The organism is Corynebacterium sp. HMSC063A05 (genome assembly GCF_001809695.1).
Classification (GTDB): domain Bacteria; phylum Actinomycetota; class Actinomycetes; order Mycobacteriales; family Mycobacteriaceae; genus Corynebacterium; species Corynebacterium amycolatum.
The window spans coordinates 1-26,626 of sequence record NZ_KV798510.1 but is presented as its reverse complement, the minus strand read 5'-3'; the positions used below and the strand labels follow the sequence as shown (position 1 = coordinate 26,626).

Below are 26,626 nucleotides of genomic sequence, written 5' to 3'. Positions count from 1 at the left end.
TTCGGTGGGCGTATACCAGCGCTTTTGCCTGTCCAGGCAGTTTTCTTGGGGTAAATGGGAAACATCGATTCCCAGCGCCTTAAAATGTCCAACTATGGAACAAGTCTCACCTTCGACGAAGACCCCGACCGTTGCCATCCTTGATTACGGCTCCGGTAATTTGCGTTCAGCTGAGCGCGCTGTGGCCACCACGGGTGCCGAGGTTATTGTGACCGCCGATCCGAAGACCGTGATGGAGGCCGATGGTCTCCTCGTTCCCGGCGTCGGTGCCTATGCCGCATGCATGGAGGGTTTGCATCGAGTGCAAGGGCCGCGCCTGATTGGCTCTCGACTCGCAGGTGGTCGGCCGGTGATGGGAATCTGCGTTGGTATGCAGGTGCTCTTTGACCGCGGCGTCGAGTACGCCGACGGCATCCATGCAGCGGAGACCGACGCATCCGCAGCTGTCACCGGCACCCCGGGTTGTGGTGAATGGCCCGGTACTGTCGAGCGCCTCGAGGCGTCGATTCTGCCGCACATGGGCTGGAACACGGTTGAGGTGCCGGAAGGCTCAAAGATGTTTAAGGGGCTGGAAGATCAGCGTTTTTACTTCGTCCACTCCTACGGTGTGCGCACGTGGGACCTTGATACGGATTCTCGCATCGCTCCGCCGCTGGTGACGTGGTCTGCCCACGAATCCGATCGGTTTATCGCAGCCGTAGAAAACGGTCCGCTGTGGGCTACACAGTTCCACCCTGAGAAGTCTGGCGAAGCAGGGTTGAAGCTGCTGCAGAATTGGGTGGACACGCTGTAGTTGCCCAATCGGTAGTATCTTCCCTAACCGCACTACCTGGCAGGTGACGGAATTTCGCCACTTAGACCACCTATACTGAGATAACTAGCAACAAGCGTCGTGGCGACTATGGCCACAACGCCCAAAAGTCGAAGAGAGTAGAGCCCCCATGAGTTTGACCCTGCTGCCCGCTGTAGACGTAGCCGATGGCCAGGCTGTGCGCCTTGTTCAGGGTGCTGCTGGAACCGAGACTTCCTACGGTGCACCGCTGGAAGCTGCCATGAATTGGCAGAACGCAGGCGCTGAGTGGATCCACTTGGTCGACCTCGACGCCGCGTTCGGTCGCGGTTCGAACTACGACCTGCTTGCCGACGTTGTGGGCAAGCTCGACGTGAAGGTGGAGCTCTCCGGCGGTATCCGTGACAACGCTTCGCTCGAAGCTGCGCTGGCAACTGGCTGCGCCCGCGTCAATATTGGCACCGCCGCACTGGAGAACCCGGAGTGGTGCCGCGAGGTTATCGCCAACTACGGCGACCGTGTGGCCATTGGTCTGGACGTCCTCAACGAAGAGGGTCAGTGGCGCCTGCGCGGCCGCGGCTGGGTCTCCGACGGTGGTGACCTCTGGGAGGTGCTGGAGCGCCTGGATGCTCAGGGTGCATCCCGTTTCGTGGTGACTGACGTCTCCAAGGACGGCACCCTGCAGGGGCCGAATGTGGAACTGCTGCGCGAGGTCGCTGCTGCTACCGATGCTCCAATCGTCGCTTCCGGCGGTGTCAGCAGCCTGGACGACATTGCAGCTATTGCCACGCTGGTCGATGAGGGTGTTGACTCCGCAATTGTGGGTAAGGCGCTCTACGCAGGGCGTTTCACTCTGGAAGAGGCCCTGGCAGTAGCTCGCGGCTAAAGAGAACACTTTCGTGGCCGGGCCGGGGAGACGTCGTCAAGCGAAAGCGTTAACGAGCAAACGGCACCCCGGCTGAGACGGCGGATGAAGGACTTAGAAAGTATGGATGCCCTGGAACCGCGGGCGATGCTCGCTATTGCTGAAGCGGCGCTCGATGAGGTTGAAGGCCTGTTCACGCAGCAGGTGGGCGCGGACCCGGTTGTCATGAAGCCGCGCGGGGATTTCGCGACGGAGACCGACCTGGAAATTGAGCGTCGTCTGCGCCAGCTCCTCACGCAGTATTCTGGCCTGCCCGTCTACGGCGAGGAATTCGGTGGCAAAGTCCCCGAGGAACATACCGCCTGGGTCATCGATCCGATTGACGGCACCACGAACTATTCCAACGGCTTTCCGCTGTGTGCCATGCTGCTCACACTCATGCATGAGGGGGAGCCGGTGGTCGGCATTACCTCCATGCCTCTGCTGCGCCGTCGTATCACCTCAGCTAAAGGTAGCGGCACATTTGTCAACGGCCGTCGCGTCAACATCGATGCCGAGGCCGGTCGCCCGGTTTCGATTGCCTTCGGCTCCGTCATTGCGAGTACCGACGGCACACTCCCACGTAAGTGGCGCCAACTGTTGCTGTCAAAGGTGGGCGAGCGCTATCCGACGATCCGAATTACTGGCTCTGTCGGAGTGGACTTGGGCTCCACCGCGATGGGGGCATTCGGCGGCACGGTGACTTTCTCACCGCATGTATGGGATAACGCAGCCGGCGTACTGCAGATTTCCGAAGCTGGTGGCGTGGTCACAGACTTGGCAGGCAATCCCTGGCGGCATGATTCCGTAGGCGTGCTAGCGGGAACTCGAGATGTCCATGCCACGCTGCGGTCGATTATTGACCAACTGGGTCGTCCGGAGACTTTCCGGAGCTAAAACTTGGGCGACGCCCCGAGCTGGGTGGTTGCGCAAACCGTCGAGCCACAACTTTGAGCTAACACGAGGAGAACTTAAAAACTATGTCTCTGGCAGTACGCGTGATTCCTTGCCTGGATGTCAACAATGGGCGGGTCGTCAAGGGGGTTAACTTTGAGAATCTCCGCGATGCCGGCGATCCGGTCGAGCTGGCCCGCCGCTATGGCGAGGAGGGCGCTGATGAGTTGACATTCCTGGACGTCACGGCTTCCAAGGATGGCCGTGGCACCATGCTCGACGTGGTGCGCCGCACCGCGAGTGAGGTCTTCATTCCGCTGACGGTCGGCGGCGGCGTGCGCAGCGTCGAGGATGTCGATCAGCTGCTTCGCGCCGGAGCCGACAAAGTCAGTGTCAACACCGCTGCGATTGCACGTCCGGAACTGCTCAGCGAGCTGTCGCGTCGTTTCGGCGCACAGTGCGTCGTCCTGTCGGTGGATGCCCGCCGTGTTCCCGAGGGAGGCACGCCTCAACCGTCGGGCTTCGAGGTCACTACGCATGGTGGTTCACGCTCGGCCGGGATCGACGCCGTCGAGTGGGCGCGCCGCGGCGAGGAGCTTGGCGTCGGCGAGATTTTGCTGAACTCCATGGATGGCGACGGCACCAAGGATGGTTTCGACCTGGAGTTGCTGGAGAAGGTCCGCGCTGCCGTCGACGTTCCGGTGATTGCCTCTGGTGGTGCGGGTAAGGCGGAGCATTTCCCGCCAGCCGTGCGCGCCGGTGCCAACGCGGTTTTGGCTGCTTCCATTTTCCACTTCGGCGAGGTTAGCATTGTTGAGGTCAAGGAAGAGATGGCCCGTGAAGGAATCGAGGTACGTCAGTGACGGACCTAGCCCCAGGAGCTGCAGCTCACGGTGCAGGAGATGATCCGCGGGAGTACACGCTCCCAGCAGATATCGCGAACATCGCCAAGTTCAATGCTGACGGCTTGATTCCCGCTATTGTGCAGGAAGAGTCTACAGGCCGTGTACTCATGATGGCGTGGATGGATTCCCACGCCCTGGCGTACACCATCGCCACCAAGCGCGGCACCTACTGGTCGCGTTCGCGGTCGGAGTACTGGATCAAGGGACTGACTAGCGGCCACTTCCAGACGGTGACATCGCTGGCGTTGGACTGTGATGGCGATACCGTGCTGATGCAGGTAGTGCAGGACGGCGCCGCATGTCACACTGGCTCGCACAGCTGCTTTGACGTGCATCCCGTGTTCGAGGACTAGGCGGTCAACCTTGGCTGCCGAGGTGGGGTTTCGTCGTCAAGCGCGCCCAACTCCGGTGAAGTCCGGGGTTAAGTGATGTGCAATCCGGGGTGCGTGGCACAATAGCGGCTATGACTCGTATCACCATGACCACGCGTGAGCGTTTCCGCGAACTGGCTGCACATCATCGGGTCGTACCCGTGGTTCGCAAGGTTTTGGCGGACGGCGAAACGGCGCTGTCGGCCTACCGCAAGCTCGCAGCCGATCGTCCCGGCACCTTCTTGCTGGAGTCCTCCGATGTGGGGCAGTCGTGGTCGCGCTGGTCGTTTATCGGTTGCGGCAGTCGCGCCGCGCTGACGGTGGATGATGCGGGGGAGGCAACTTGGATTGGCAACGCGCCGTCGGGCGCGCCAGAGGGCGGAAATCCGCTGGATGCGCTGCGTCGCACGCTGGAGCTGCTGCACACGGAACTCCCGCTTGCCGACGATGCTTCGGTACCCAAGCTCACCTCTGGTCTCGTCGGCTACTTCGGGCATGACATTGTCCGCTACATTGAGCCGCAGCTGCCGGATACCACTGACAATGATTTGCAGATTCCGGAGCTCATGCAGCTGCTGGTGGAAGATTTGGCTGCTTTTGACCACCACGAGGGTGTGCTGTGGCTGATTTCCAATGCCGTCAACTGGGACGGCTCGGATGAGCGGATTGATCAGGCGTATGACACCGCCTGTGATCGTGTCAATGCGATGGTGGAGCGGCTTTCGGAGCCCTCTGATCTGCGTCCGGCGGAAGTTAGCTTCCCAGAGCCGGTGATTCGTCGCCAGCGCGCCGCCGAGGACCACATGGATCGTATTGAGCGTTGCAAGGACCACATCCGCGCCGGTGATGCGTTCCAGATTGTGCTCTCGCAGCGGTTCGAGATGGACACGCAGGCCTCCGCCTTTGATATCTACCGCATCCTGCGGGTTTCCAATCCGTCGCCCTACATGTTCCTGGTCAACGTTCCAACCAAGGACTTCTCCGGTACTGCTTTCCAAATTGTCGGTTCCTCCCCAGAGTCGCTCGTGGCAGTCCAGGGCAGTGAGGTCATCACCAACCCCATCGCGGGCACGCGTCCGCGTGGTGCTACGGTGGAGCAGGACAATGCGCTGGAAGCTGATTTGCTGGCAGACGAGAAAGAAAATAGTGAGCATTTGATGCTCGTTGATCTTGGCCGCAATGACCTCGGACGTGTCTGCCGCCCAGGCAGTGTTGTTGTGCACGACTTCCGTCATATTGAGCGCTACAGTCACGTTATGCATCTGGTCTCTACGGTCACCGGCGAGCTTTCCAGCGACGCCACTGCCGTCGACGCGTTCGCGGCCACCTTCCCAGCGGGAACGCTGTCGGGTGCGCCGAAGCCTTCCGCGCTGAGCATTATCGACAAGCTCGAAGACACGCGTCGGGGTGTTTACGGCGGCACTGTTGGATACTTTGACTTCCGGGGCAATACCGATCAGGCAATTGCCATCCGCACAGGTGTGAAGAAGGGCGATACGGTCTATGTTCAGGCTGGCGGCGGAATTGTCAGTGACTCTGACCCGGTGGCAGAGGATGAGGAGACCCGCAACAAGGCCGCGGCCGTGCTGCGAGCTGTCGCGGCAGCTGAGACACTAGTCCCAGCGGAAAGGAGCTAGGTTTTCGATGAAGTCGACAACGATGCTCTCCGGTGGCCTCATTGGTGTGGCCGCAGCGGGAATGTGGTTGTGCAGCCGTAGTGCGTGGCTGACGGTCGATACTGTTGATGACAAGTCCGGTCCAGCGACCACAGATTTGGTGGGCGCAGTCTGGGCTCCAGAGTTGACGTCGATTGCGCTGGCAATGGTGGCTGCACTGTTTGCCACCACCATTTTGGGCTCACTGGGGCGCCGTATCGTCGGTGGCCTCGCGGCGCTGCTCGCAGTTGCGGCGTCGTGGACTCCGATGACTCTGCTTGCCAGCGGAGAAGACGGGGTGGATTCCCAGCGGGCACTGGATTTGTTGACGTCGGGAAGCGCCTCACAACGCGCCAGTGATGCGGTGACTGTGGCAGACTGGGCGCAGATCTCAGCGATTGAAGTGCATGCGATGGGGCCATCCCTGGCCTTGCTGTGCTGCGCATTGGCGCTGGTCGGGGCGGTATTGTTGGTGCGTCGACCGGGTACTGTGAAGAAGCAGAAGTCCAGCGCGTATGAGACCCCGGAGGTACGCCGTCAGCGTATCGCCGAGGACCTGGAGGAAGACCCACAGTCGGGTCGAGTTCTGTGGGATGCTTTGGATGCCGGTGTAGATCCTACGGATCTGGATAAGGAGTAAGGCCGTGGCTAACGTTCTGGACAAGATTATTGAGGGCGTGCGGGAAGATCTCGCTGCTCGGGAAGCCAAGATTTCCTACGGTGAAATCAAGGAGCTCTCGCTGAAGGCGCCGTCGCCGATTGATGCCGTGGCGGCACTGGCTAAGCCCGGGGTGCAGGTGATTGCAGAGGTCAAGCGTGCCTCTCCGTCGAAGGGAGAGCTGGCTGACATCCCTTCGCCGGAGGTCTTGGCGGCAGAGTACGAGCAGGGTGGCGCGGCTGTCATTTCCTGTCTGACTGAGGAGCGCCGCTTCCGCGGTTCGCTCGCCGACCTCGATGCCGTGCGCCGCGCGGTCAACATTCCAGTGCTGCGCAAGGATTTCATCGTCACTCCGTACCAGGTCCATGAGGCCCGCGCACACGGTGCCGACCTGGTGCTGCTGATGTGCTCCGCTTTGGATCAGCCGACGCTGGAATCCTTGCTGGATCGCACCGAGTCGCTTGGCATGAACGCTCTGGTTGAGGCGCACACCGAAGAAGAGGTCGAGCGCGCCGAGGCCGCTGGTGCCAAGATCCTCGGCATCAACGCCCGCAATCTAAAGACCCTCGACGTGGATCTCTCCGTGTACGAACGCCTTGCGCCGATGTTGCCGGATCATGTTGTGAAGGTGGCAGAGTCCGGTGTCAAGGGGCCGGAGGAACTGCGCTACTACGCCTCCCACGGCGCCGACGCGGTACTGGTGGGCGAGGGCCTGGTTACCGCGGGCAAGCCGGGTGAGGCTTGCCGACGTCTCGTTGCCGCCGGTGTCCACCCGACACTCCGCAGCGAGTAGTGATAGACCGCAGTTGCGATAAGCAGCTGTACCGCGCTGCGAACTGCGCCTCTTTGGGTTGCCAGCCACACCTGTTGTGCTGGCACGCCACAGTTTCTTAGGCCTTATGTCCCCGCAACGGGTGGGGATAGTCCACAATAGATAACTGTGAGTGACCAAGATTTCAAGAATCATGATGCCCGCGGTGACCGCCTGCCCACGATGGGTGAGGTAATCGCGGAGCCAACGAACCACGAGTCAGATGCCATTGGGCACTGGGGTAAGTGGGGCGGCCAGTTTGTGCCGGAGGCGCTGATGGCCGTTATCGGTGAGGTCACCGATGGCTACGCGAAGGCCCGCGTTGATCAGGATTTTCTCGATGAGCTCGACCGGCTGCAGCGTACTTATGTCGGACGTCCCTCGCCGCTGTACTACGCGGAGAAGTTTTCCGCTGATATCGGCGCTGACGTCTGGCTCAAGCGCGAGGATTTGAATCACACCGGTAGCCACAAGATTAATAACGTCTTGGGTCAGGTTCTGCTTGCTAAGCGCATGGGTAAGAAGAACATTATTGCCGAGACCGGTGCCGGCCAGCACGGTGTCGCAACCGCGACTGCCTGTGCGCTGCTCGGCCTTAACTGCCGTATCTACATGGGCAAGGTCGACGCAATCCGCCAGCGCCTCAATATCGCCCGCATGCGCCTGCTTGGTGCCGAGGTTATCGAGGTCGAGATTGGCTCGAAGACTCTCAAGGACGCAATCAATGAGGCCATGCGTTTTTGGGTTTCACACGCCGATGACACCTACTACTGCTTCGGCACTGCAGCCGGCCCGCACCCGTTCCCAACAATGGTGCGCGACTTCCAGCGCATCATCAGCGCCGAGGCACGCCAGCAGATCCTTGCGGAAACCGGCTCGCTTCCCGACGCTGTCGTGGCCTGTGTCGGCGGCGGTTCTAATGCGATCGGCGCGTTCCACCACTTCATCGATGATGAATCGGTTCGACTGATTGGCGCTGAAGCTGGCGGTGACGGTGTTGAGACCGGTCGCCATGCAGCACCGATTTCGGCCGCCGGTAATCCGGGTGTGTTCCAGGGCTCCTTCGCCGCCCTGATGCAGAACGAGGACGGTCAGATTACAGAGTCGCACTCGATTTCCGCGGGTCTGGATTACCCGGGCGTGGGCCCGGAGCACTCGTACCTGGCCGATATTGAACGCGCGTCCTACCTGCCGGTGACCGATACCCAGGCGATGCAGGCATTCCAGGACCTGACTCGGATGGAGGGCATCCTGCCCGCTATCGAGTCCGCACACGCGGTGGCTGCCGCCCGACTCATCAGCGATGATCTGAATGAAGAGCTGGGCCGTAAGCCGCTGATTATTGTCAATGTTTCCGGTCGCGGTGACAAGGATGTCGACACCGCTGCTAAGTGGTTTGATCTGATGGAGGAGTCCTAAATGAGTCTGAGTGACGTCTTTGACAAGGTCCGTGAGGAAAACCGCGCAGCATTCATCGGCTACTACCCAGCGGGTTTCCCGACCACCGATAAGTCGATTGAGAACATCAAGGCGATTGTCGACGCTGGCGCCGACATCATCGAGGTCGGCCTGCCTTTCTCCGACCCGATGATGGATGGCCCAACCATTCAGGATGCTGCCAACGTGGCTCTGGATGCGGGCTTCCGCACCCGTGAGATTATGCGCGTGGTTCGCGAAGTCACCGAGTACGGCGGTACCTGTGTGGTCATGAGCTACTGGAATCCGATTCTCCAGTATGGTCCGGAGCGTTTCGCCAAGGACTTGGCCGCCGCTGGTGGTCGTGGCACCATCATCCCGGATCTTATCCCCGAGGAGGCCGGCCAATGGCAGCGTGCGGCAGAGGCCAATGGTCTATCCAACATCATGCTGGTGGCCCCGTCATCGACCAATGAGCGTCTGCAGCTAACTGCCACCGCGTCGACCGGCTTCGTTTACGCCACCAGCCACATGGGTGTCACAGGTGCCCAGGCCAGCGTCGACTCGGCCGCCGGCAAGTTGGTTGCCCGCACTCGCGAGGTCACCGATACACCGGTGTGCGTCGGTTTGGGCGTCTCCAATGGGGAACAGGCCGCGGAGATTGCCGAGTTTGCAGATGGCGTAATCGTTGGCTCGGCACTGATCAAGGCCGCGATGAAGAGCACCGATGACCTGGTAACGCTCGCCCGTGAACTTGCCGCGGGCGTACGAGGAGAGAGCTAGCGCATCTATGAGTTCCACCCTTGTTCTCGCTGAGACTGCAACGACGTATCTGGCCAACATTCCCTCTCCGCCGCAGGGGGTGTGGCAGTTAGGGCTGCTACCACTGCGCGGTTACGCGATTTCCATCTTGGTTGGCGTACTCGTCGGCATTTACTGGATGCAGCGCCGCTACGCGGCCAGGGGTGGAGACCCGGAGTTGGTCCTCGACATTGCCATTGCGGTTATTCCTGCGGGCATTATCGGCGGCCGTCTCTACCACGTCGCCACCGACTGGGAGAAGTACTTTGGCCCCGGCGCCAATCCCGCCGATGCACTGAAGATCACCAATGGTGGTCTCGGTATCTGGGGAGCGGTGGCGCTGGGGGTGCTGGCCGCGTGGGCGGTCGCTAAGTGGCGGAAGGTGCCGTTTGCGCCAGTTCTTGACGCGGCCGCACCCGCAATCATCCTTGGTCAGGCCATTGGGCGTCTGGGCAATTGGTTCAACCAGGAACTCTACGGCGGCCCAACGTCGCTTCCGTGGGGTCTGGAAATTTACCAACGAGTTGATGAGTTTGGCCGAATTGCCCCTGTCACCGGAACGTCGACAGGCGAAGTGCTGGCCGTGGTGCATCCGACGTTCCTCTACGAGATGGTGTGGAACGTCCTCGCCTGTCTGGTCATTGTCTGGGCGGACCGAAAGTTCAAGATGGGCGGCGGCCGCGTCTTTGCACTCTATGTCGCAGCCTACACTTTGGGACGTTTCTTCATTGAACTCATGCGCGTCGATGACGCAACGCTGATATTCGGTGTGCGTATTAATAACATCACGTCGCTCGTGGTCTTCTTCTGCGCTGTGATTGCTTTGTGGATTCTGCGAGCGAAGAGCCGCGAAACCGCAGCTGAAGTCAGGGGAGAGTGCGAGGCTGCTGAAGCTCACAGTGTTTCCAACTGACGCATAGCCCGTTAAGGGACTAGGCTGGAGGCCGTGCTTAGACGAACGAAGATTGTATGTACCCTCGGTCCAGCAGTTGCTTCGCTGGAGGGGATTACCGGGCTGGTCAACGCCGGCATGGATGTTGCCCGTCTGAATTTCTCTCACGGTGAGCATGAGGACCACGCTCAGAACTACCACTGGGTGCGTGAAGCATCCGATGCTACGGGACGTGCGGTTGGTATTCTCGCCGATTTGCAGGGGCCAAAGATTCGCCTCGGTCGCTTTAAGGAAGGCTCGACGTATTGGGCTGACGGCGAGATTGTGCGCATCACCGTCGACGATGTCGAAGGCACGCACGACCGCGTCTCCACCACGTACAAGAACCTCGCTGATGATGCCCGTCCGGGCGATCGCCTGCTTGTCGACGACGGTAAGGTGGGCCTGGAGTGCATCGAGGTAGATGGCAATGATGTGGTGTGCCGTGTCATCGAGGGCGGTCCGGTCTCTAACAACAAGGGTGTTTCCCTGCCGGGGATGAACATCTCGGTGCCGGCTCTGTCGGAGAAGGATATCGCTGACCTGCGCTTCGCTCTGAAGCTGGGGGTGGACTTCATTGCGCTGTCCTTCGTCCGTTCGCCTTCCGACGTCGAACTGGTCCATGCGGTCATGGATGAGGTTGGCCGTCGTGTCCCGATTATCGCCAAGCTGGAGAAGCCAGAGGCAGTCGAGTCTCTTGAGGCGATTATCCTGGCCTTCGATGCCGTGATGGTTGCTCGTGGCGACCTCGGTGTTGAGGTGCCGCTGGAAGATGTTCCGCTGGTTCAGAAGCGCGCTATTCAGATTGCCCGCGAGAACGCCAAGCCGGTCATCGTGGCCACCCAGATGCTCGACTCCATGATTTCGAATTCGCGCCCGACTCGTGCGGAGGCCTCCGACGTGGCCAACGCTGTGCTCGATGGTGCAGATGCCGTGATGCTTTCGGGTGAGACCTCAATTGGTAAGTACCCGCAGGCCACGGTGAAGACCATGGCTCGCATCGTTACCGCCGCTGAGCGCGAGGGGGAAGTTCCTGCGCTGACTCACATGCCGCGCACTAAGCGTGGTGTTATTTCCTACGCAGCTCGCGATATTGGTGAGCGCTTGAATGCCCGCGCTATGGTTGCTTTCACCACCTCGGGTGATACCGCTCGCCGTGTGGCACGCTTGCACTCTCGCCTGCCGCTGCTGGTATTCACTCCGAATCAGCAGGTTCGTTCGCAGCTTGCGCTGACGTGGGGCGCGGAGACCTTCTTGGTGCGCGAGGTTAACAGCACGGATGAGATCATGCAGGTCATCGATGAGCAGCTCTTGACCATGGAAAACTACAACGCTGGTGACACGCTGGTCGTTGTTGCTGGTACCCCTCCAGGAAATGAGGGCAATACCAACATGATTCACGTCCACGTTATTGGCGAGGACGCACGCTAGCTCTTTGGCACATTTGAAAAGCCGGTAAGCCCTTTTGGGGCTTACCGGCTTTTTGCTAGAGCCTTTCAACCTGGGCTGTCTTTTTGTCCCTGTGCGCGGTGGCAAGTGGCCGACAAACAACCTTTACTTTGCCAGGTAGGACAGCACGGCGGCAGCGGCGGCAGAAGTCGCGGAGGTAGCCGTTGGCTTGAAGTCCGGCAGGAAGGTCGGCATGTGGTTCGACGGTACGTCTTCGACCACGCGGTCGGCAGCAACGGCGGCTTCCCACGTATCCCGAGGTGTGGCGCCAACTGTCCAGTAGACATACGGGCAGTTCAGGCCACGGGGAAGGTCTGAGAAGTCCTCCGACGCCGTCCACGGCACGGCATCGGTGGAGTCTTCGCCGAGAACAGCGTCCAAGACCGGGCGAATCGTGGCAAACGCGTCCGAATCATTGTCAGTGACTTCGCCGTGATCCGAGTAGTCAATCACAGGTTCAACCTCAGTACCGGAAGCCAGGCACTCGCCACGAACAACGCGCTCAATGCCCGCAATGAGCTTGGCGCGTACCTCGTTGGAGTAGTAGCGAATGTTCAGCACAATCTTGGCCTGACCTGGGATTGTGTTATTCGAATTGCCAGACTGCAGCGTGCCGACGGACAAAACACCAAACTCGTGGGGAGGAATCTCGCGCCCCACAATTCCTTGCAAGCGCAGAACGATCGCGGCGGCCAAGTACGTCGGGTCAATGGCGTTGTGCGGCATAGATCCATGCGCGGAGCGACCGGTCAGCGTGATGCTGATGGTGTCACAGCCAGCAAGTGCCGGGCCGGGCATGGTCATTACCTGACCTGCGGGGCCGGGAACAATGTGCTGGCCGAAGCACACATCTGGGGTGGGGATGAGGTCTGCCAGGCCGTCGTCAATCATGGCCTGTGCACCGCAGGCCAGTTCCTCGGCGGGCTGGAACAAGGCAATGAAAGTACCCGACCACTCAGACTTAGTCGCTGCCATCAGGCTAGCCAGGCCAAGACCAGCCGTCATGTGCATATCATGGCCGCAGGCGTGCATGACGGCGGTGGCGGAACCATCGCGGGCGGTACCGGTGGCTGAGGAAGCGAAGTCCACACCTGTTTCCTCGAAAACTGGAAGCGCATCGATATCAGCGCGGAACAGCACAGTGGGGCCGGGGCCATTTTCCATGACACCAACCAGTCCGTGGCCACCGATTCCCTCATGCACTGTGTAAGTGCCCATGTCGCGAAGAGCACCGGCCAGATAAGCGGCAGTTTTCTCCTCTGCTTGAGACAGCTCCGGGTGCTGGTGCAGGTAGCGGTAGATTTCCCACTGCCTGTCCAACGGCACTCGATGGGTGGCGATGAGGTCGCGAATGCGGCTCAGTCGTGCTTCATTGTTGCTCACCTGGATTAAGACTCCTTACTTCTTTCTCTATTTTCTGCCCAGAGGCCTACAGTCGCGTTCCGTCCTCGACAAGCGGGTTGTACTTCAGGGAATTCGGCAGGCACTGGCACTCGGTCGCAATGTGAATGCTGTCCGAGATCTTCCCGGTCTCCCGTAGACGGTACATCTCTGGTACGACGCGGTCGCGCAGATCCCATGGGGAGATGGTGTTCAGATAAATCTTGGTGCCACCTTCAAAGCCGGCCAAGTTCGAGGTGCGCCACTTAATCATCACCCGCCATGGCATGCGGGCATCCAAATCGACAGGACGGTGATGCCATTCCTCATTGCATGGAATGGTGGGGCCGGCAGCGGCATGACAGGCGTGAATCAGATCCGACATGGCGTCGATTTCAGCGCGGGTTTGCAGCCACGGTTCGCAGATGTCCGACTTCGAGAAAATCTCCAGCGTGGGGTAGCGGTGTCCGAATCCGGCAAAAGCCACTGCATGCTCATTTTCCGCGATGATCAGATTGTGGCGGGCAGCATAGTCCACTGCGAATTCGTTGTAGATATTCGGGTTCTTGCGCACCGCTTGCACTTCGCGCTTGAGCTGCTCGCCGTGCTCATCGATGGCCACAAGCTGCTTGTGCAAGTGATCGAAGCTCGCGCCTGCCGGCTTCAGCCAGTTTTGGAAAGCGGCCACATAACGCACGTAGCGGTTACGTCGGTACAGGTCAGCAATCGACTCGACGGTAAACGCAATGAGTGCGCGGTGCTCGGCAACGCTCAACGTGCCAGAAGAAGCCAGCTGGTTATCGTGAGTAGCGCCGTCCACAAAGTGACGACGGGCAACGATTACATCGTGGCCACCGGCGAAATAGCTCGGGGCTCGGCGCAGCAACTCCTCGTCGGAAAGCGAGCTGATTTCCTCTTCGCTGCGTCCAGCGGCGCGGTAGCGCGTGCGAATGATGTTGAGCACATGCTCGCGGCCCATCGGGTCGTCGAGGTAGGCCTCCATACGCTGCTGAGTCTCGCGGTCGGGCTCGAATCCGTAGTTGTCCGCCCAGTAGTCATACGAGACGATTTCGAACAGGTTGGGCACGCGGCGGAATTCCGCAGTGGTGTCGAAGAGCTGGTCAGGCAGTACTCCGGTCACTGTGGTGTAACCGCCGAATACTGAGTCATCGAGGACAACGCGGGCCTTCTCTGGTGGGGTTTGCAGCAGATTGTTCCAGCCGAAAGAATCGCGGGAACCAAAATCCTCCTCGCTCAGTGGCTGCGGATCCGTGTGCTTAATTCCCAGCGGCCGATTGCCACGACCGGGGACTGTCCACACCTGGGTACCGGAAAAAGGATTGACTTGCTTCACCGTGCCGTCGGCAAGCGTGATGAGAGGATTGCTGAAAGCCTGCATAGGTTCAACACTACGTCTTTGCTGGCGGTCGGCGCGTCAACGTAGGGGGATAGGAGCTTGACGACGGTTAGTTATTGTCTGGCCGTCTCGCGTGGCTTAGCCTGTGAAGTTATGTCGAAGATTGTTTTTCACTGCCTGGTGAAGCCGACCGAATCGGAGGCGCTGGCCGAGGCATTTCGTACTAAGTTGAGTGAGTTTGACCGCGCCGGGCGAGTTAGTGATGTGGCTGTGTCGGTGGCGTCGGCGGACACTGACGCGCAGTTGGTGGAGCAGTGGGAGCGCGAGAACCCGAAGGAGCCGCTTGGAGAGAGGAAGGTATTCCGTTATCTCTTGAGCTTCGATCAGCACGGTGGTTCTCTCAATGAACTCGCTATGGACCTCTCGGAGCTACTGACTCCGCGTGCAGAATTGCCCCCGGATCCGGTGCTGCGTGAGTTCGACGAATTACTCGAATCTGTTGCGACGTATCCCTGGAATGTTGCCGTATTTAGGTAATTTCCTACCTAATCGGTGAAAAGTGTAACTGGTCACAGTGGCGGTGCTTGGCTCAGAGAGCGGGTGTAGTGCGAAACACTACGAGTTTTCCCAGCAATATGCCGTTGTATAATTATGTCCGCTTCAATATCAACAGTTGCCCAGTCCTTGTGCACACAACCTGTGCCACCGAGATACGGCAACCGAGAAGCGGTTTACAACCGCGGACTGGTTGTTCTTCGTGGGCGCCATAATGGTTACGCAGAGAGGTTTATTTTGAATATCGAGCAGAAGGTTTCGGGACTCTATGACCAGATTCTTACCCGAAACGCCGGTGAGCCGGAGTTCCACCAGGCAGTGGCAGAAGTTCTGGAGTCCCTGAAGGTCGTCCTGGAAAAGGATCCACACTACGGTGACTACGGCTTGGTTCAGCGTCTGTGTGAGCCGGAGCGCCAGATCATTTTCCGCGTGCCGTGGGTCGATGACCAGGGCCAGGTTCAGGTCAACCGTGGCTTCCGCGTTCAGTTCAACTCTGTGCTGGGCCCGTACAAGGGCGGTCTGCGCTTCCACCCGAGTGTGAACCTCGGCATCATCAAGTTCCTGGGCTTCGAGCAGATTTTCAAGAACTCCCTGACCGGCCTGCCAATCGGCGGCGGTAAGGGCGGCTCCGACTTTGATCCGAAGGGCAAGTCTGAGCTGGAGATCATGCGCTTTTGCCAGTCGTTCATGACTGAGCTGCACCGCCACATCGGCGAGTACCGTGATGTCCCGGCCGGTGACATCGGCGTCGGCGGCCGCGAGATCGGCTACCTGTTCGGTCAGTACCGCCGTATGGCCAACCAGCACGAGTCCGGTGTCCTCACCGGTAAGGGCCTGACCTGGGGCGGCTCCCTGGTCCGCACCGAGGCCACCGGTTACGGCTGCGTCTACTTCACTGAAGAGATGATGAAGGCCAACGGTGCTGACATCAACGGTGCCAAGGTCATCGTTTCCGGTTCCGGTAACGTCGCTATCTACGCCATTAAGAAGGCTCAGGAGCTCGGCGCTACCGTCATCGGTTTCTCTGACTCCTCCGGTTACGTCTCCACTCCGAACGGTGTCGACGTCGAGCTGCTGAAGGAAATCAAGGAAGTCCGTCGTGCTCGTGTCTCCGAGTACGTGGCCGAGGCTGAGGGCGCTGAGTTCCACGAGGGTGGCAACATCTGGGAGCTCAAGGCCGATGTTGCACTGCCGTGTGCAACTCAGAACGAGCTGAGTGGCGAGTCCGCCAAGCTGCTGGTCGAAAACGGCTGCCGCTTCGTTGCCGAGGGCGCAAACATGCCGTCCACCCCGGAGGCCATCGAGGTCTTTAAGTCCAACGGTGTCCACTTCGCACCGGGCAAGGCTGCCAACGCTGGCGGTGTTGCTACCTCCGCTCTGGAGATGCAGCAGAACGCGACCCGCGATTCCTGGTCCTTCTCCTACACCGATGAGCGCCTGAAGCGCATCATGACCAACATCTTTAAAAACTGCGAGACCACCGCAGCTGAGTACGATCACGAGGGTAACTACGTGCTCGGTGCCAATATCGCAGGTTTTAAGAAGGTCGCTAACGCAATGCTGGCTCAGGGCGTCATCTAGTTCGCATCGAGTCCGCTAACGTCTCCGCTTTACGACGGGTTCCCGGAGACCCCGCCCGTGGAGTAGCCAAAAAGCCCACGCTGTAAACTCCCTCCCATGGAGTTATCAGTGTGGGCTTTTGTCTTTATCGTGGCAACGATTTTCATCGGGGCACTGATGCAGCGAGTAGCTGGCATGGGACTCGGCCTGCTGGGAGGGCCAGTCCTCTCACTGATTGCAGGCCCAGTAGCAGGTATTTTGATTATCAACGTGCTCGCCACCGTCAATGCGGTCATGCAGACTATCTCGGTGCGAGAAAACGTCGACTGGAAGAAGTTCTGGCTAATTGGTCCGGTGATGGCTTTTGGGGCGCTGCCAGGCGCCTGGGTGGTTCACAACACGCCCAGCGGGCCACTCCAGGTTCTGGTCGGTGGGCTAGTGCTGCTTGCGCTGCTGGTGACATCCTTTATGCATCAGCGCATGCGTGTTGACGGCCCACAGTACGCCGTTGCCTCTGGCGTTGCCGGCGGCTTTATGAATACCTTGGCCGGCATCGCGGGCCCGGCCATTACCGTTTACGCGCAGGCCTCTCGTTGGCCAGCGCAGACGTTTGCGGCCACCTTGCAGCCGCTTTTCTTTGTCTCCGGCGCATTGTCCTTGCTGTTCAAGGAAATCAGCGCTGACGTCTCCGTCTTCTCCACCACGCCGGTTATACTCTGGCCGCTGTGTCTGGCTGCCATGGTGGTGGGTATATTTTTGGGCACTCGCGTTTCTCGGCGAGTGCCCATTGTGCAAGCCCGAAAGCTCGCGGTCATTCTGGCGACTACCGGCGCGGCAGTCACTATGCTTCGCGGAATCTCCGCAACTTTTGGCGCTTAGGCTTGCTGTTCCGCCTGCCAGCCTCCCCTGGCTGTTACTTCAACGGCTGTTACTTCAACAGCGAAGACAGGAAGTTGCGGGTGCGTTCGTGCTGTGGATTCCCCAGCACCTCATCCGGGGTGCCCTTTTCCACAACCACGCCGTCAGCCATGAACACAACCTGGTCGGCGACTTCGCGGGCAAAGCCCATCTCGTGCGTCACGACGACCATGGTCATACCCTTATCGGCCAGACCATGCATGACGTTGAGAACCTCACCGACGAGCTCCGGGTCAAGAGCGGAAGTCGGCTCATCGAAGAGCATTAGCTTCGGTTCCATGGCCAGTGCACGAGCAATGGCAACTCGCTGCTGCTGGCCGCCCGAGAGCTGAACAGGGTAGGCGTCGGCCTTGTGAGCCAGACCAACAGTCTCCAGCAGCTCCATGGCACGCTTTTCAGCCTGCTCCTGGGAGACACCCTTTACCAGCACTGGTGCCTCGGTGATATTTCCCAGCACCGTGCGGTGCGGGAACAGGTTGAAGTTCTGGAACACCATGCCAATATCGCGACGCTGACGGGCAGCTTCTGCGGAGGAGATTTCGTAGAGGCTACCGTTCTTTTCGCGGTAGCCAATCAGGGAACCATCGACGTAGAGACGGCCTGCATTGACCTTCTCCAGGTGGTTGATACAGCGCAGCAGTGTGGACTTGCCGGAGCCCGAAGGGCCAATGAGGCAGGTAACCGTACCGCGTGGAACCTCCAGGTCGATGCCCTTGAGGACCTCGAGACGGCCGAAGTTCTTCCGAACCCTTTGCGCCTCAACCATCAAATCTTTGGTAGTCATTTACTGCGGATCCTCTCGGTAGAAGTGCTCTTCGTCCTTATCGACAACGCGAGCATTTGCAAGCGGTACACCTTCGGCGTCGGCAAGCGCGGCCAGCTGGCGGGCGGTGAGCTGACGGGTAGCGCCGCGGGCGAAGTAGCGCTCAAGGTAGAACTGGCCGACCATCAGAATCGATGTGATGACCAAGTACCAAGTGGCGGCGACCAGCAGCATCGGCACCGGCAGGAATAGAGCATTGGCGATATCCGTGGAGCGGCCGTAGAGTTCCAGCGAGAACGGCACTGCGATGACCAGCGAAGTGGTCTTCAGCAGGGAAATGAACTCGTTGCCCGTCGGCGGGATGATGATGCGCATGGCCTGCGGCAGGATGGTGCGGCGGACGGTCTGCCACCAGCTCATACCCAATGCTTTCGATGCCTCGGTCTGCCCCTCTGGGACAGCCTGGATGCCGGCACGGACAATTTCAGCCATGTATGCGGACTCGTTCAAGCCGAGACCGACGAATGCCAGCACGAAGGTATTGGAGAGAATGGTGCTTAAATCAACCTCGGTAACGCCCAGGTCAATCGTCGAGTAGATAGTGCCGAGGAGACCCCAAAAGACCAGCTGCACGTAGACCGGCGTTCCTCGGAAAACCCACAGGTAGAACCAAGCAACTGTGGACAGAACGGGGTTTTCCGACATGCGGAGCACTGCGACGATGGCACCGCCGACGACACCGATGAGCATGGCCAAGACTGTCAGTGCAATGGTCCAGCCAGCGGCAGCGGCGATTCGTGTGTCGAACAGGTACTGGAAGTAAACATCCCAGTGGTAGGCCTCATTGCGGGCGGCACCGATGATGAACCACAGGAAGAGCACCAGCAGCACTGCTGCGGTAATCCAGCGCCCCGGGTGTGGCAGCGGTTTGGCCTTAATTTCTTCGTTGAGTTCCGCCTGTGTGGCCTCGTAGCGGGCGCCAGACGCAGATGAGTCGCTCACTTAAAGTTCCTCTCCGTTAATAGTGGCGCGTTCCAAAGCACCGTCTTCCAAACCCCATGTGGTCAGGATTTGCTTGTACTGGCCGTTGTCGATGAGGTACTGCAGTGCCTGCTGCAGCACTGGGCCGAGTTCTGAATCCTTCGGAATAGCGAAGCCGAACGGGGCACCATCGTAGATATCTCCGGCAAGTTCGAGTTTGCCCTCGGAGCGATTGACCGCGTAGGCACTGACTGGTGAGTCAGCGGCCAATGCATCAGCACGCCCCAGCACCACGGTGGTAGCGGCGGTACCAGCATCCTGGTAGGCCAACTTGTTAATTGGTGGCAACCCACGATCCAGACAATCCTGATTCTTTACCGGCAGGTCCTCCATGTCAGCGACGGTATTGCGCTGAACGGCGACAGTTTTGCCACAGTAGTTGTCGGAGCTGGCGTCGCTGCCCGGGCGACGTGCCCACTGCAGGCCGGTATCCAGATAGTCGACGAAGTCGTAAGTCTTGCGGCGCTCCTCGTTTGAGGTGAATCCGGATACGCCAACATCGACTGCACCGGCCGACAGGGCCGGCAGAATCAGTGCGAAATCCTGTTCTTGAATTTCAATCTTCAGGTCCAAGACACTGGCCATGGCTCGGATGAGATCGATGTCGAAGCCGATGATGGAACCGGCGGAATCCTTAAACTCTGCCGGGGCGAATGTTGGGTTGGTGCCGATGCGCAATACTTCGCGCTTACGAAGATCTGCTGGGACCTGTTTCGCCAGTTCGGGGACCGCTGCCGGTTTGATTTCTGACCAGCCCTCGGGGTTACCGCTTTCGTCATTGGTGACGCAGCCTGTAAGCCCTAAGAACAAGGTCGCAGTCAGCGTGGCAGCCGCCAATGCGATGGGTCTTTTCATATCTGAATATGTTACCTAGGCGCAGTAATACCTTAAATTCGGTACCCCTATTCAGCTGCGCTTCAGGCTGGTGTAGGAAAACCGCACACTTTTCAGGCTTCTGGGAGTGGGGAACTGCAGGTACTGGCTGCGAAACACTGAACAAGACTCGGGCCTGGACAAGGAACAAAACCTTATCCAGGCCCGATTTACAAGGGGACGCTGAGCATCGCCGGATTTCTAGTTTGCGTCAGCAGAAGCTAGCCCTGAGCCGGTGACATCGAGCGGCTCGACCGCGCCGGAGGCCGGGTCGCTCAGCGCAGCATCGCGGACAGCCTTCGCCACGGCCGGCATGACGCGCGAATCCAGCGCCGACGGGATAATGCGGTCGGCACGCAGGTCTTCTACACCGACATTTGCAATCGCCTGGGTAGCAGCCAGCTTCATGGCCTCGGTGATCCGCTTGGCGCCCGCCTCCAGTGCGCCACGGAACAGACCCGGGAAGGCCAGCACATTATTAATCTGGTTCGGATGATCCGAGCGGCCAGTGGCCACCACTGCGCCGTACTTACGTGCGACTTCCATCGGAATCTCCGGAATCGGATTGGCCAGCGAGAACAGAATCGGGTCAGCGGCCATCTGGCTAATCGCATCTTCGCCGATACGGCCGGCAGAGACACCGATGAACACGTTAGCATCGACAAGCGCATCGTTGATCGAGCCGGTGATGCCGCGTGGGTTGGTCATGCCGGCGACCCACTGCTTGATGTCGCTCAGCGGCTCGCGGTCCGGGTGGATGATGCCGCGCGAATCGACGACGATGATGTCGGACACGCCAGCGGACAGCAGCATCTTCGTCGCAGCGACACCAGCGGCACCAGCGCCGGAGATGACCACGCGGAGATCCTGGAAGCTGCGGCCGGTCAGCTTGCAGGCGTTGATTAGGCCGGCTGCGATGACGATGGCGGTGCCGTGCTGGTCGTCGTGGAAAATGGGTATGTCGAGCTCTTGGTCGAGACGCTGCTCAATCTCGAAGCAGCGAGGCGCGGAGATGTCTTCGAGGTTCACACCGCCAAACGACGGTGCCAGCGCCTTGACCGTCTTGATGATTTCCTCCGTGTCGAGGGTATCCAGGACGATTGGCACAGCGGAGATACCGGCGAACTGCTCGAAGAGCTGGGCCTTTCCTTCCATAACTGGCAGTGCAGCCTTGGGTCCGATGTCGCCAAGGCCAAGGACTGCGGTGCCGTCGGACACCACTGCGACGTTCTGGCCGGTCCAGGTGTAGGTGCGGGCCAGGGCCGGATCTTCGTGGATGGCCTCACAGACACGGGCGACACCTGGGGTATAGCCGATGGAGAGGTCGCGAATCGTCTCGAGCTTCATGGTCGAGTGCGAGCGGAGCTTACCTCCGCGGTGTGCCTCGAAGATTTCCGCATCTGTGATGGTCGACGGATCTGTGGGGGCGGTGTCCTCCGGTACTGCGTGAAGCGGCGTCTTAGCGGAGTTCGCGTTCGCAGTGTGGTCGGAGGAGCTAGAGGAAGAATTCGCAGCAGGCATGATGACAGTCCAAAACGTGTTGAGTACTTTGAGAAAACTCGATCGCGGCGTGAGCTGCTGGTGGGCAGTGCGTAAAGCCGGGAGCAATCGCTGGAATGAGATACGTAGTGGTGTGCGTAAAAACTAAACCAGTCTTGCTATACGGGATTGGTATCTCATTATATGGACAATGGGGTGTGAAAATAAAATCTTTTAGGAAAATCTGCGGGAATTGGGGAGTGCGGTGGGGTTAAAGATTGGGGAGCTGGGGCTGTGGTGGGGCTGGCGGTGGGGGTTCTTATTGCCGGTGTCATCTTATGGTTCGTGAATCGAAAATATTTGTGTAATAGCGGAAAGTTGAATCCGGGGTTCCTGGGATAGTTCCAACTGACGGCAGAGAGCTGTTCGTTTATTGCAACTTCTACACAGGAAGCTTTTTACGATGTCCGATTCTACTTTCCCCCAGAACCCACGGGATCCGTATGGGGCCCAGAACCCGCAAGATTCGCTGGGGCAGCAGTCCTATCAGCACAACCCGCAGGATCCCCTCGGCCAGCAGCCCTACCCGCAGGGGTCGTCAGCAGCTGGGCAGGTGCCACCGACTCCGAAAGAAAAGAAGAAGGGAGGCTGCTTCAAATGGGGCGGTATCGCCGCGGGTGCTGTCGTGGTCCTAGCTGTGGCGGCCAACTTGACTGGTGGCGGCGACGCTGATTCGGGTTCCGATTCTGAAGCTGCTTCTCTCTTCGACTCGGATACTGCCGTTGCGACTGACTCTGGCGCTGTTGAGAACGCCGATTTCGCTGAGTCTCCCGAGGCTGGTCTGGGGGAGAATCAGGAGACGCCGGAGAAGTAGGATGAGAAGATCCCTACCGAGTACAAGAATGCTCTCCGAAAAGCCAAGAGCTACTCGGATTTGATGCACATGTCGAAGGCAGGTATCTACGACCAGCTTACCTCGGAGTATGGCGAGAAGTTCTCGTCGGAGGCTGCCCAGTATGCAATGGACAACCTTGAAGTGGACTGGAATAAGAATGCACTGGAAAAGGCGCGCTCTTACCAGGATTCGATGGCAATGTCCCCGGATGCGATTTACGAGCAGCTGACTCCGGAATACGGCGAGCAGTTTACTCCGGAGGAAGCTCAGTACGCGGTGGATAACTTATAAGAGAACACCCGCTCCCGACTATTCGACGCGGCACTAACCCGTGAGGTCATAGAGGGCGACGTCGTTGGCGTTGACCTGTGGCTATCAGACCAGGTTGTTAAGGAACGCAGGCAACGTCATGGTTCCCCATGGGAGATTGTCGACCGTCAGCGCAACAACCTCGGTACCGTGCAGATTGTGCCGTTTATCAATCGTGCCCGTATTGGGGATCGTGGCGGCAAGTCTGAGGTGACTGCTCCTTTGCGTCGGTACGCGGACGCGACGGTTCGCACTCTTATTTCCATGGACGTCAACCGTGAGTTCTTCTCCGCGCCGCAGCGTTATGCGATTGGTATGAGTGTTGATGACTTCGTTGGCCCTGACGGGCGCCCGTTGAATCCGTGGCAAATCCTCACCGGCCGCGTGTGGTCAACAGGCGAAGTCGGCGACGATGAACGCGAACCAAAACTCGGCAAATTCGCCCACCCGCCACCAGGGCCATTCCTTAAGGTGGTCAGTTCGATGAGACGAACTTGACGCAGTACATCAAGGCGCGTGAATCGAGTGTGCGTGACTTCGCTGCAGTCGCCCAGGTTCCAGTACAGTCACTCGGTGCGAACGCTATTTCCAATCTTTCTGCTGACGGTTTGGTGCCGTTGGAGACCTCTAAGGATCGTAAGGCTTCTGAGATTCAAACATCGCTGGGTGAGTCGCATGAGCAGATGCTGCGCTTGTGTACGCATATTGCTGGTGATGAAGAGGAAGCCGGGGACTTCGCCTCTAAGGTTAAGTGGGTGGAAATGTCGGCTCGCTCGTTTGCTCAGACGGTTGATGGTCTCGGCAAACTCGCCACCATGCTTGGTGTACCAACAGACGAGTTGTGGTCGGATATCCCTGGTTGGACGGCGGGCTAGGAAAGCACAAACCAGCCGCGGAAGCGGCCTATTCGACCCCGACAAGGAGTCACCTAGAGCGGTGGGTGAGCAATAGTGGCGGATTCTAAAGAAGCGCTCTACCGAACCGATAAGCGACTGCAAGCGGAAAACGAGAAGGCTGTCGACGAATTCGGTGTACCTACTGATGCTGAAAGTGCCTATCGTCTCACCAAAGTGCTGCACCCTATTATCCCGACTTACCCAGACGAATACTATGAGCATGAGATTTCCGCCATGGGGCAATCCGTAGCGGAGAGCGGTTTAGAAAACGCACCTGCAACTCAGCGAAAGTAGGAGTCACACGCGGCTTAAAATTTGTTTCGCGCGCCGTTGGGTTCGGCGAGAAGCCGACCAATGTCGTCCTCGAGCTTGTCGATGACGCCGCTCGAGAGCTGATTAAGCAATCTGTACCTGCTTCCGCTTTGCCTAATCACCCCAAGGTCATTGAAAAGGTTAAAGTCAGAATTGTCCGTTCTTTGACCCGGCATGCGCGTTGGGCTGGGCGTGATGGTGTTGCTGATTCTGTGATGGCTGCGCAGGGTAAGGGGCGCGCGGACAAAGCAGACATATCGTGGTCGGGTTGCGTTCGCACGAGTGCTCACTGGTCGCGAGTCGTGCCCGTTTTGTGCGATGTCGGCGTCGCATGGCCCCGTCTCTGCAGAGGACACAGTGACGCGGGGTGAAGATGGGCGGAAGTATCACAATGGATGCGATTGAATTGTTTTCGCTGTTGTGGAGGGTAAACCGTGGTACGGCGAACAAGCGTATAAGAAGCTTGAGACTCAGTGGAGGAGAGTCTCGGGTGATTTAACGGGGGCTGACCAGTGGAAAGCGCGACAATATTCCTACCGTAGCACAGCGCCAGTTCCTGCCACAGCGCGAAGGGAAATTGGATAACTCGGCACCGTACTTCGATGACGAGCCGTTGCCACGGCTATCGGATCTGGTGAAGCATTCGGCGTAGTGAGGATCAGATCAGGATATCGCTGATGCGATTGCGGCGACCTTGGACAGCCCTGATTTCATCGAGAAGTCCTTTATGCGTCGGCGCGCATACAAGGAAATTGATGGGGATACTGTTCGGGGCGGATGAGAGTTGATGCAACCGCGTCATGTCAAAGCAACAAGCGCATATCCAAAGTCCGGCAAGGGAGTAGAAAGGTTCTCCAGAAGTGACAACCCGCGGATATTTTGGAAATCAGTTTCTAATAATGAGATGAAGAAAGCGGCGACGTGGGAAGATGGCTAACTATCTAGATGAAATAGAGCGAATGGCGCATGTCCCCCGCTTCTCAGGAACCAATGCAGCAAGTCTATCCGAATCGGCTGAGTATGGAATCGCCGCTACCGAGCTGATTGAAGAGGTCTACGACCAAAATGCTTCTGCGTCAGCCTTGCAGAAGGAAACTCCGCGATGGAATATGGTCATGGTGACAAGGGTGTCTTTGACGCTTATGTGGATTTGTTGAACCAGGAAGACTGGTAAATCTGGGAATCGAGCTTTCTTCACACGTCTATGTGTGTGAGATAAAGTTTCCCCATCCTTCGGTCGTGTCCCCTACGGGGTGGGGTGTCACCATCCACATCTCCACAGGTCAGTCGCGTAATCTTCACGGGATTGTTAATGTGTACTCTGATGTTCAACCGCGGCTTGAATCTCCGCAACACTGCGAGGAGATGGACTCTACTAGTGTGCGCCTGCGATTATGGGCAACCAGACTGGCAAGTCCAAGGATTTCCAAGACCCGCCTCGCCCGCTGCACAACCCTGCGCGAGCACCGAGTCATCTTCATAAGCCGACGAAGCGATGGCCAGCAGTTGCGGCCCGTGCGAAAATCAGCGAGTGACGCCATTGCCTCAGCGACATGCGCAACAGAGTCTTTACTCACCCCCGGACGATATAACTGGCCTGTATCGAAGCAGATAGGATCAGCCGTAGGCGGCTTTGGCTGCACCGAGATAGCGAGCTTTCGACCAGGCTGGAATGCCCCGGAGTTGCTCGAGGCAGCCTCCAAGCGTGGGCGCACCTTCAGGGCACGCCAAATTGGCCGCGCGACGAGGAGCGGAGCGGTGAAAAACCCCACGCGGGGGCGAAAAACTGTCCGCGGGACCGGCACTCTTGTGGGCACGCTGGGAAAATGCAGGCGTGGCTGCTGCGCCTGAAAAGGGTGTGCGGTACTGTGGGCGCGGCTAGGCATTGCTGATCTCTTCTTAAATGATGGGGTGGGAATTAGACGCCTGCTGGGAACAGGGTCTAATTTTTGAGCTTTTTAGCTAGTCAGGGGCAACTCCTTCTGAGCATCGGCGATGCGCAATTCGCGTACAAGATCGGGGCGACCGTACTCGATGCAGAGTTTGTCAGCTAAGAACTGAAACAGCCCTCCATTTCCAAACGCTTTGCGAACGTCGGCCTCTAGCAGGGGTAGATTTCGGATTGGCACACGCAACGTAATCGAGGTGCGAGCACCTTTGCTGCGACGTGCCATGACTCCTATTTAATTGACCTAAGCTATGCAACTACCCATGCCTATTGGCGGAGTTTCCGACACACCAAAGCTGAATCAGAAACAGTCAAAACTCTTGTTCTTTCTTAAGGAATGACCATTGTTCCTTGAATTTTCTTGCTCTTATTCCTTCAGGTCCGGCTGCACATATTCAGCGGAGGTCGCATTCTCTCTGGCACAGATTTACCCACAGAGACGTAGTTATCTACAGCCGTTGGCTTGGTGCAACGGGAAAAGCTCAGATGGCATGTGCAATATAACTGTATATCAGTAGTGTAATAGACTCCCGCCTCGCTTAGCTCGTTGGACTGCCGTTGAAGTGCAAGCGCTTTGTTGGCCCAAACCTCGCCGGGGAGGGGATGCCTGAAGGGCAGCGCGTTCGCGGGTAGTAGACATTGCTGTCTGCGCGTGAACTCAGAAAGGGGGGTCGTCTCGTGGGGTGGTGTTGTCGATGTGGAAATCGAGGCGTTTCAATTGGGGGGGTGTCCCTATGTTTTTGTCAAGTGTCAGG

Annotated in this window: 26 protein-coding genes and 1 pseudogene; 19 read left to right on the top strand and 8 right to left on the bottom strand. The window is 58.7% G+C overall.

The features are described 5' to 3' along the window. Positions 1–94: 94 nt before the first annotated feature. From hisH to pyk, 12 genes are all read left to right on the top strand, one after another. Positions 95–793, top strand: coding sequence for an imidazole glycerol phosphate synthase subunit HisH (gene hisH / locus HMPREF2651_RS08945; protein ID WP_038625717.1), 699 nt, complete (start codon positions 95–97; stop codon positions 791–793). A gap of 148 nt (positions 794–941) precedes the next feature. Continuing rightward, positions 942–1,676 (top strand): bifunctional 1-(5-phosphoribosyl)-5-((5-phosphoribosylamino)methylideneamino)imidazole-4-carboxamide isomerase/phosphoribosylanthranilate isomerase PriA, encoded by a 735-nt coding sequence (priA, locus tag HMPREF2651_RS08940; RefSeq protein WP_016422946.1) that lies wholly within the window; start codon positions 942–944, stop codon positions 1,674–1,676. Between the two features lie 102 nt (positions 1,677–1,778). Beyond that, complete coding sequence (locus tag HMPREF2651_RS08935; protein ID WP_038625716.1) at positions 1,779–2,591, top strand: inositol monophosphatase family protein; 813 nt, start codon at positions 1,779–1,781, stop codon at positions 2,589–2,591. An 83-nt stretch (positions 2,592–2,674) separates the two neighbouring features. Continuing rightward, positions 2,675–3,451 carry an imidazole glycerol phosphate synthase subunit HisF gene (gene hisF / locus HMPREF2651_RS08930; protein WP_038625715.1) on the top strand — a complete coding sequence of 259 codons (777 nt, stop codon included), beginning with the start codon at positions 2,675–2,677 and terminating at the stop codon, positions 3,449–3,451. Then, positions 3,448–3,846 carry a phosphoribosyl-AMP cyclohydrolase gene (hisI, locus tag HMPREF2651_RS08925; protein WP_038625714.1) on the top strand — a complete coding sequence of 133 codons (399 nt, stop codon included), beginning with the start codon at positions 3,448–3,450 and terminating at the stop codon, positions 3,844–3,846. The genes hisF and hisI overlap by 4 nt, the downstream gene beginning before the upstream one ends. Before the next feature lie 110 nt (positions 3,847–3,956). Beyond that, entirely contained in the window at positions 3,957–5,501 is a 1,545-nt protein-coding gene (locus tag HMPREF2651_RS08920; RefSeq protein ID WP_049182102.1) for an anthranilate synthase component I, read from the top strand. A gap of 7 nt (positions 5,502–5,508) precedes the next feature. Next, positions 5,509–6,159 (top strand): TIGR02234 family membrane protein, encoded by a 651-nt coding sequence (locus tag HMPREF2651_RS08915; RefSeq protein ID WP_049182100.1) that lies wholly within the window; start codon positions 5,509–5,511, stop codon positions 6,157–6,159. 4 nt (positions 6,160–6,163) lie between these two features. Further along, entirely contained in the window at positions 6,164–6,970 is an 807-nt protein-coding gene (gene trpC / locus HMPREF2651_RS08910; protein ID WP_016422942.1) for an indole-3-glycerol phosphate synthase TrpC, read from the top strand. Between the two features lie 147 nt (positions 6,971–7,117). Next, positions 7,118–8,407 (top strand): tryptophan synthase subunit beta, encoded by a 1,290-nt coding sequence (gene trpB / locus HMPREF2651_RS08905; RefSeq protein ID WP_080972913.1) that lies wholly within the window; start codon positions 7,118–7,120, stop codon positions 8,405–8,407. Beyond that, a complete protein-coding gene (trpA, locus tag HMPREF2651_RS08900) occupies positions 8,408–9,187 on the top strand; it encodes a tryptophan synthase subunit alpha (protein WP_049182099.1) in 780 nt (259 codons plus the stop codon). Between the two features lie 7 nt (positions 9,188–9,194). Next, positions 9,195–10,118, top strand: coding sequence for a prolipoprotein diacylglyceryl transferase (gene lgt / locus HMPREF2651_RS08895; RefSeq protein ID WP_049182097.1), 924 nt, complete (start codon positions 9,195–9,197; stop codon positions 10,116–10,118). Between the two features lie 33 nt (positions 10,119–10,151). Beyond that, positions 10,152–11,567: a pyruvate kinase gene (gene pyk / locus HMPREF2651_RS08890; protein WP_038625706.1), complete on the top strand. Its 1,416-nt coding sequence runs from the start codon at positions 10,152–10,154 to the stop codon at positions 11,565–11,567. A gap of 123 nt (positions 11,568–11,690) precedes the next feature. Here pyk and HMPREF2651_RS08885 read toward each other — a convergent pair whose 3' ends face one another. After that, positions 11,691–12,968 (bottom strand): amidohydrolase, encoded by a 1,278-nt coding sequence (locus HMPREF2651_RS08885; protein ID WP_049182096.1) that lies wholly within the window; start codon positions 12,966–12,968, stop codon positions 11,691–11,693. Between the two features lie 46 nt (positions 12,969–13,014). Beyond that, positions 13,015–14,364, bottom strand: a complete 1,350-nt coding sequence (locus tag HMPREF2651_RS08880) for a DUF4921 family protein (protein ID WP_038625704.1) — start codon at positions 14,362–14,364, stop codon at positions 13,015–13,017. A 111-nt stretch (positions 14,365–14,475) separates the two neighbouring features. Between HMPREF2651_RS08880 and HMPREF2651_RS08875 the strand changes: the two genes are divergently transcribed. The 3 genes from HMPREF2651_RS08875 to HMPREF2651_RS08865 all read left to right on the top strand — a co-directional run bounded on the left by HMPREF2651_RS08875 (position 14,476) and on the right by HMPREF2651_RS08865 (position 17,316). Next, positions 14,476–14,859 carry a hypothetical protein gene (locus tag HMPREF2651_RS08875; RefSeq protein WP_038625702.1) on the top strand — a complete coding sequence of 128 codons (384 nt, stop codon included), beginning with the start codon at positions 14,476–14,478 and terminating at the stop codon, positions 14,857–14,859. 255 nt (positions 14,860–15,114) lie between these two features. Continuing rightward, complete coding sequence (gene gdhA, locus HMPREF2651_RS08870; protein ID WP_038625701.1) at positions 15,115–16,458, top strand: NADP-specific glutamate dehydrogenase; 1,344 nt, start codon at positions 15,115–15,117, stop codon at positions 16,456–16,458. A gap of 96 nt (positions 16,459–16,554) precedes the next feature. Next, a complete protein-coding gene (locus HMPREF2651_RS08865; protein WP_049182094.1) occupies positions 16,555–17,316 on the top strand; it encodes a sulfite exporter TauE/SafE family protein in 762 nt (253 codons plus the stop codon). Between the two features lie 49 nt (positions 17,317–17,365). Here the strand turns inward: HMPREF2651_RS08865 and HMPREF2651_RS08860 are convergent, their stop codons facing one another. From HMPREF2651_RS08860 to HMPREF2651_RS08845, 4 genes are all read right to left on the bottom strand, one after another. Further along, complete coding sequence (locus HMPREF2651_RS08860; RefSeq protein ID WP_049182093.1) at positions 17,366–18,139, bottom strand: amino acid ABC transporter ATP-binding protein; 774 nt, start codon at positions 18,137–18,139, stop codon at positions 17,366–17,368. After that, entirely contained in the window at positions 18,140–19,057 is a 918-nt protein-coding gene (locus HMPREF2651_RS08855) for an amino acid ABC transporter permease (protein ID WP_370547264.1), read from the bottom strand. It lies immediately after the preceding gene. 63 nt (positions 19,058–19,120) lie between these two features. After that, entirely contained in the window at positions 19,121–20,014 is an 894-nt protein-coding gene (locus tag HMPREF2651_RS08850) for an ABC transporter substrate-binding protein (protein ID WP_049182092.1), read from the bottom strand. Between the two features lie 219 nt (positions 20,015–20,233). Then, positions 20,234–21,553, bottom strand: a complete 1,320-nt coding sequence (locus tag HMPREF2651_RS08845; protein ID WP_049182091.1) for an NAD(P)-dependent malic enzyme — start codon at positions 21,551–21,553, stop codon at positions 20,234–20,236. Positions 21,554–21,974: 421 nt separating this feature from the next. Here HMPREF2651_RS08845 and HMPREF2651_RS11255 point away from each other — a divergent pair. From HMPREF2651_RS11255 to HMPREF2651_RS08825, 4 genes and pseudogenes are all read left to right on the top strand, one after another. After that, a pseudogene (locus tag HMPREF2651_RS11255) lies at positions 21,975–22,697 on the top strand (Ltp family lipoprotein). A gap of 177 nt (positions 22,698–22,874) precedes the next feature. After that, positions 22,875–23,213, top strand: a complete 339-nt coding sequence (locus tag HMPREF2651_RS08835) for a hypothetical protein (protein WP_141746495.1) — start codon at positions 22,875–22,877, stop codon at positions 23,211–23,213. After that, entirely contained in the window at positions 23,210–23,590 is a 381-nt protein-coding gene (locus HMPREF2651_RS08830) for a phage portal protein (RefSeq protein WP_049182088.1), read from the top strand. The genes HMPREF2651_RS08835 and HMPREF2651_RS08830 overlap by 4 nt, the downstream gene beginning before the upstream one ends. A 75-nt stretch (positions 23,591–23,665) precedes the next feature. After that, positions 23,666–23,905, top strand: coding sequence for a hypothetical protein (locus HMPREF2651_RS08825; RefSeq protein WP_049182087.1), 240 nt, complete (start codon positions 23,666–23,668; stop codon positions 23,903–23,905). 1,346 nt (positions 23,906–25,251) lie between these two features. Here the strand turns inward: HMPREF2651_RS08825 and HMPREF2651_RS11250 are convergent. Both HMPREF2651_RS11250 and HMPREF2651_RS08810 read right to left on the bottom strand, forming a co-directional pair. Then, complete coding sequence (locus tag HMPREF2651_RS11250) at positions 25,252–25,464, bottom strand: helix-turn-helix domain-containing protein (RefSeq protein WP_371325855.1); 213 nt, start codon at positions 25,462–25,464, stop codon at positions 25,252–25,254. A 417-nt stretch (positions 25,465–25,881) separates the two neighbouring features. Next, complete coding sequence (locus tag HMPREF2651_RS08810; RefSeq protein ID WP_049182083.1) at positions 25,882–26,097, bottom strand: hypothetical protein; 216 nt, start codon at positions 26,095–26,097, stop codon at positions 25,882–25,884. Positions 26,098–26,626 lie beyond the last annotated feature (529 nt).